The 5,957-nt window shown below is 73.5% G+C and carries 3 protein-coding genes; all 3 read right to left on the bottom strand.

Features of this window, described 5'->3' with window-relative positions; all coding sequences use genetic code 11:
* Nucleotides 1–221 precede the first annotated feature (221 nt).
* The 3 genes from LN037_RS31950 to ssb are packed head-to-tail and all read right to left on the bottom strand — an operon-like array spanning nt 222 to nt 5,457.
* Nucleotides 222–3,155, bottom strand: a complete 2,934-nt coding sequence (locus LN037_RS31950) for a hypothetical protein (RefSeq protein ID WP_230761139.1) — start codon at nt 3,153–3,155, stop codon at nt 222–224.
* A 52-nt stretch (nt 3,156–3,207) separates the two neighbouring features.
* Complete coding sequence (gene ettA, locus LN037_RS31945) at nt 3,208–4,884, bottom strand: energy-dependent translational throttle protein EttA (protein ID WP_230761137.1); 1,677 nt, start codon at nt 4,882–4,884, stop codon at nt 3,208–3,210.
* A 51-nt stretch (nt 4,885–4,935) separates the two neighbouring features.
* Entirely contained in the window at nt 4,936–5,457 is a 522-nt protein-coding gene (ssb, locus tag LN037_RS31940; protein ID WP_230761136.1) for a single-stranded DNA-binding protein, read from the bottom strand.
* Between the last annotated feature and the right edge of the window lie 500 nt (nt 5,458–5,957).

The raw sequence follows: 5,957 nt of genomic DNA, 5'->3' as shown, positions 1-5,957 counted from the left end.
TCTCAAAGGACGACCACACGAACCCGCAGACCCACACCCAGGTGGACCGCCAAGCCCGATGGCTTCGAGTCCTCACCCTACCAGACCGGCTGGAGGGCAACCTCTCGAACCTATCCCGCCTCCAGGCTCCGAGGCAACCCCTTCGTCCTGGCGACATGGAGAACACTACACGCCCTCGATCGGGGCGTTTCAGGGGGGTCTCTCTTGGTCATCTTCGCAGCTCAGGCGCGGCGTGAGCCCACTCCGGGCCCGCGCGACCCCTCCTGGGTCTCGGGCCCCACGTGCCGGAAGGCGTCCATCGCCTCCGCCAGGAGGTCCGCGAGCTTGGCCCCGGACTCGGGTGGACGGCCGCGACCGTTGGCGCCGGCCGCGTCGCGACGCGCGTCCTCGGGGGCTCCCCCGCGAGCGCCGTTGCTCCCCGACTCCGGGAGCGCCGCCCGGCGCTGGTCTCCGGGCACAGGCATGGAGCCCGACGTGTGACGCCGGGCCGAGGGCACCGACACGTCGCTGCCCGAGGACGACCCGGCCGACCCGACCGACCCGGCCGACGCACGCGGAGGCTGGGCGGACCCGACGTTCTCCCGTCGCGGCGGCATCGGCACGTCGGGCAGGTGGTACTCGCCGAGCACCGTCGCGAGCGTGAGCGCGAGGTCCTCCTCGTACTCGCCCAGCGCGCGAGCCGCGGGACGGCCGGCGGCCGAGGTCGTCCCCGACGGCATCTGCCGTCGATCCCGCGGCTCGGGCGACGGCACCTTCGCGCGAGCTCGGCTCTCCGTGCCCGCGACCTCGGTCTGCGGACCCGCACGCTCGTCAGGCCGACGTCCGGTCCCCGGAACCGTGCTCGCGTCCCGTTCGCCCGCGGGCTCGACGGACTCGACGGACTCGACGGACTCACGGGCACGCTCCCGCGGGCGGGCGGTTCCGCCCGTCGGCGCCCCGGGCGTCTCGTCCGCCCCGGACGACGGGCTCGGATCGACTGGCATGCGCGAGCCCGAGCCTGCGTCGCCCTCGGACGGGCCGGCCGTCGACTCCGCCGCGCCCGTCGCACGCTCCGGGCCGCGGTTCTCGGCCAGGTCCGGCACGGTGGCCCCGGGATCCGCGGCCGTGTCCCGGTCGGGCTCGACCGCACCGTTCCGCGCAGCCACCGCGTCGGCGGGTGCGCGTCCTCCGGACCCCGTCGGCTCGTCGGTTCCCGACCGACCATTCGCGAGCGCGAGCTCCTCGCCCGCGTCGACGGAGGTCGGGCGAGATGCCGCGGTGTCCTCGCGCGAAGGCGAGCTCGACGGATCGGCCGTGGACCCCGCCGACGAGTCCCCCAGTGGATCGCCGAGGGCGTCGACGAGGCTGCTCACCGAGGCCGGCGCGTCGTCGAGTGCGCTCCCGGCCCACGGTCGGTCCGCCGCTGCGCCGTCGTCCGGCGGCGCGAACCGGTCCTCCGGGAGAGGAGCGACGGGCGCTGCGACGCCGTTCCCGTCGCTGCTGCCGGGTCGGCTCAGCGGAGCGGTCGAGAACGCGTCGAACGTCGGTCGCGACGACGTCGGCTCCTGGGCAGGGGTCGGGGTGCTCGAGGTCGCGGGGGCGGAGTGCCGGGACCGCGGTGCGAGGTCCGGCTCCTGACGACCGTCCCCGCTCGTCGGCGTCGGCTCGACGCCCATCGCGGGTGCCGGCTCGAGCCCCATCGCGGACGCCGAGGCCCGCGAGGAATCCATGGACCGGGTCAGGGACGCGAGCAGCTCGGCCAGCTCGTCGCGGGTCGACCGGGAGGGGCCCGGATCGGGGACCACGCCGGCATCCCCGGCGCCGACGTCGTCGAGGTCGCGCGGCTGCACCGCTGCGGTCCCGACGACGGCCGGCGGCTCCGGTGTCCCCTGCGGCTCCGACACCTCCGGAGCGTCGACGCTCCACGCCCGGGACGCCCCGTCCGCCGTCGTCCCGACGGCGGGCGTGGTGCCGTTGCGGCCGACGGGCACGTCGATCCCGATGAGGTCGACGCCCGTCGGTGCGGGACCCGTCGTCGGGAACGGTTCGGCGTCGGTCGGCTCGGGACGACGGCGGCGTCCGCCCCGGACGCCCCGCTCCCGTTCCGACGTCGGCGCCGCACTCCCGTCGTCGGCCGCCACGGGGCCGGCAGCGAGGGGGTCGGCGCCGTCGGCGACGGCGGCGAGCGTGCGCAGAGCCCGGGCGCCCGCGTCGCGTCCCGTCGACGTCAGGCCGTGCCCGCGGCGCAGTGCGGCCAGCGCGCGCCCCAGATCGCCCTCCGTCTCGGCCAGGCTCGACACGAGCTCCCACGCCCGGGCGGCCTCGGCGGTCCACCCCGCGGCCTCGAGCTCCTCGGCGACCGTGGCCGCCTCCCGGGAGCCGCTCCCGGGCGCTGCGAGTGACGCGAGGCGGATCCGGCCGACGGCGCGCGCGACGTGCGGCCCGTGCGACCCCTCGGTCAGGACACGACGCGCACGGTCACGGGCCTCGTCGTGCCGGCCGGCCTCGACGAGCAGTTCGGTCTCCTCCGCGGCCGCCGCCATCGACCGACGGCCGCCGTCGACATCGCCGGCCGGGTCTGCCGACACGGCCGCGGCCAGCGTCGTGAGGGCGCCGTCGACGTCTCCCGCCCGGCGCCGGGCGACACCGCGGGCGAGTGCGACCCTCGCGCGCAGGACCGCCGCCTCCTGCCGGGGGACGCGGAAGAGCACGGGGCCCGCGGCGGCAGCGGCCGCATCCGTGGCGGGGACGTCGCCGTCCGTCGCGAACGCCTCTGCACGCGCGACACACGCGCCGGCGCCGACCCGTGCGGGGAGTTCGTCGAGCGGGCCGAGACGGTCGAGGAGACGCCGGGCGAGGCCGGCGTCCCCGAGCTCGGTGGCGGAGACCGCGAGGTCGACGAGGACGGCCGCCCCGTCGTCGCGGTCCCCGCGCCCGCGGGCCTCGGCCAGCAACGGGACGCCGCGCTCCACGACGTCCGCGTACCGGTCGGACTCGACGAGGGAGCGGAGGACCGAGCGGTCGGCCGCAGCCCGGACGGCCGGGTCGTCGCCCGACACGCGCCGGACGTGTTCGGCCAGCGACGCGCCGAGCGCGGGGTCGGTCCAGCGCAGACCCTCGGCGACCTCGAGGACCGTGAGCGCGGACGGCGTGCCGTGCTCGTTGCGTGCAGCCACGACCGCTCCCTTCTCGACCCGGCCGCGGGACCCTCCCACGGCCCAGCGGGACTCAGTCCCGGGTGAGCTTGCGGTGCGTCACCCGGTGCGGACGCGCGGCCTCCTGGCCGAGGCGGGCGATCTTGTTCTGCTCGTAGTCCGCGAAGTTGCCCTCGAACCAGAACCACGACGCCGGGTCGTCGTCGGTGCCCTCCCACGCGAGGATGTGCGTGCAGACGCGGTCGAGGAACCAGCGGTCGTGGGACACGACCACCGCGCAGCCCGGGAAGTTCTCCAGGGCGTTCTCGAGCGAGGAGAGCGTCTCGACGTCGAGGTCGTTCGTCGGCTCGTCGAGGAGCAGCAGGTTCCCGCCCTGCTTGAGGGTCAGGGCCAGGTTCAGTCGGTTGCGCTCACCACCGGAGAGCACGTTGACCGGCTTCTGCTGGTCGGGTCCCTTGAATCCGAACGCGGACACGTAGGCACGGGACGGCATCTCGACGTTCCCGACCTGGATGTAGTCGAGCCCGTCGGAGACGACCTGCCACACGTTCTCGGTGCCCGACAGCCCCTGACGGTTCTGGTCGACGTACGACAGCTTGACCGTCTCGCCGACCTTCACGGTGCCGCTGTCGGGCTGCTCGAGCCCGACGATCGTCTTGAACAGCGTCGTCTTGCCGACGCCGTTCGGACCGATGACGCCGATGATGCCGTTCGGGGGCAGGGAGAACGACAGGTCCTTGATGAGCACGCGCCCGTCGAAGCCCTTGTCGAGGTGGGACACCTCGACGACGACGTTCCCCAGCCGCGGACCCGGCGGGATCTGGATCTCCTCGAAGTCGAGCTTGCGGGTCTTCTCCGCCTCGGCTGCCATCTCCTCGTACCGGGCGAGACGCGACCGGCTCTTCGCCTGGCGCGCCTTCGCGCCGGAGCGGACCCACGCGAGCTCGTCGGCGAGCCGCTTGCGCAGCTTCGCGTCCTTGCGGCCCTGGACGGCGACGCGCTCGGCCTTCTTCTCCAGGTACGTCGAGTAGTTGCCCTCGTACGGGTAGGCCCGACCGCGGTCGAGCTCGAGGATCCACTGGGCGACGTTGTCGAGGAAGTACCGGTCGTGCGTCACGGCGAGGACGGCGCCGGCGTAGGACGCGAGGTGACCCTCCAGCCACTGCACGCTCTCGGCGTCGAGGTGGTTGGTCGGCTCGTCGAGCAGGAGCAGGTCGGGCTTGCTCAGCAGGAGCTTGCACAGGGCGACGCGCCGGCGCTCGCCACCGGACAGGTGCGTGACCGGCGAGTCGCCGGGCGGGCAGCGCAGCGCGTCCATCGCCTGCCGGAGCTGGGACTCGAGGTCCCAGGCGTCGGCGTTGTCGAGGTCCTCCTGGAGCGCGCCCATCTCCTCCATGAGCTCGTCGGAGTAGTCGGTGGCCATCAGCTCGGCGATCTCGTTGTAGCGCGCGAGCTTGACCGCGACGTCCCCGGCGCCCTCCTGGACGTTGCCGAGGACCGTCTTCTCCTCGTTCAGCGGGGGCTCCTGCTGCAGGATCCCGACCGTGGCCTCGGGGGCGGCGAACGCGTCGCCGTTGTTGGGCTGGTCGAGTCCCGCCATGATCTTGAGAACGCTCGACTTGCCCGCGCCGTTCGGACCGACCACGCCGATCTTCGCTCCCGGGAGGAAGCTCAGCGTGACGTCGTCGAGAACCACCTTGTCGCCGTGGGCCTTGCGAACCTTCTTCATGGTGTAGATGAACTCAGCCACGCACCCGATGGTAGTTGGCGAGGTACGCCGGTCCCCGGGCCCGGTGGTCGCTCAGCTCGCGAGGGCCTCTCGCCCCGGGAGCTCGTCGTCGTCGACCTCGAGCGGACCGTCCCCGGACGGGACGTCCACGCCGGTGAACCCCGGCGCCGTCAGCTCGTCCGGGACCACGACGAGGTCGGAGACGTCCACGGGGCCCCGCCCGTCGTCGGGTCCGCTCTCCTGGATGATGACCACCCGGGCGCACACCTTCCGCAGGTCGAGACCGACGCTCTTCGCCTCGATCTGGGTCGACGTGCGGCGGACGCCCTCCTGCTCGTACTCACTGGTGTACAGCCGACCGTGGACCACGACCGGGTCGCCCTTGGTCACCGACATCCGCACGTTCTCCGCGAGACCGCGCCAGCACGTCACGCGGATGCCCAGCCGGTCGCCGTCGCGCCAGGCCCCGCTCTGTCCGTCGAACTTGCGCTCGTTGCTCATCAGGAAGAAGTTCGCGACGCTGCCGGTCGCGCCCCGCCGCCATGTCACATCGGTGGCCACGTTGCCGGTCACCGTCACCCAGGTCTCGTTCATCGTTCTCGTCCCCTCGGTCGGCCGGCGGTGGCCGGCTCGTACGGGACGAGCGTGCACGCCTGGGGATCGGCGACGGAAATGTCGCTCTCGCGCCTGTGGACTACGAGCACGCCGAGTGCCGGTGGGGACAGAGCGATGCGCCGTACGGATCAGAGAAGTGAGCGGACGTCGGTCGGGAGGGGTGTCCGACACTGGTCGGCCCCACCGTCGCGAGGTGTACGTGAGGCAGGGATAGCGGCCCGGGATGCTGCGTGGTGTGCACCTCGGGACAGGACCGACTGACCGGCACTCGACCCACCGTCGCGGGGTGTCCGTGGGGCAGGAATAGCGGCCCGGGAGACACGGTCTGCCGTGGCTTCGCGGGGGCATGGGGGTTGTGTCTGGTGGTGGAGACACGAAAGCCCCCCGGACGTGTGTCTGGGGGGCTTGGGTGTGTGGGGGTGGTTGGGTGTTCCGGCGGTGTCCTACTCTCCCACGACCTGGCGGTCGCAGTACCATCG

The organism is Actinomycetospora soli (genome assembly GCF_021026295.1).
GTDB classification, from domain to species: domain Bacteria; phylum Actinomycetota; class Actinomycetes; order Mycobacteriales; family Pseudonocardiaceae; genus Actinomycetospora; species Actinomycetospora soli.
This window is presented reverse-complemented; position numbering and strand designations above follow the sequence as displayed.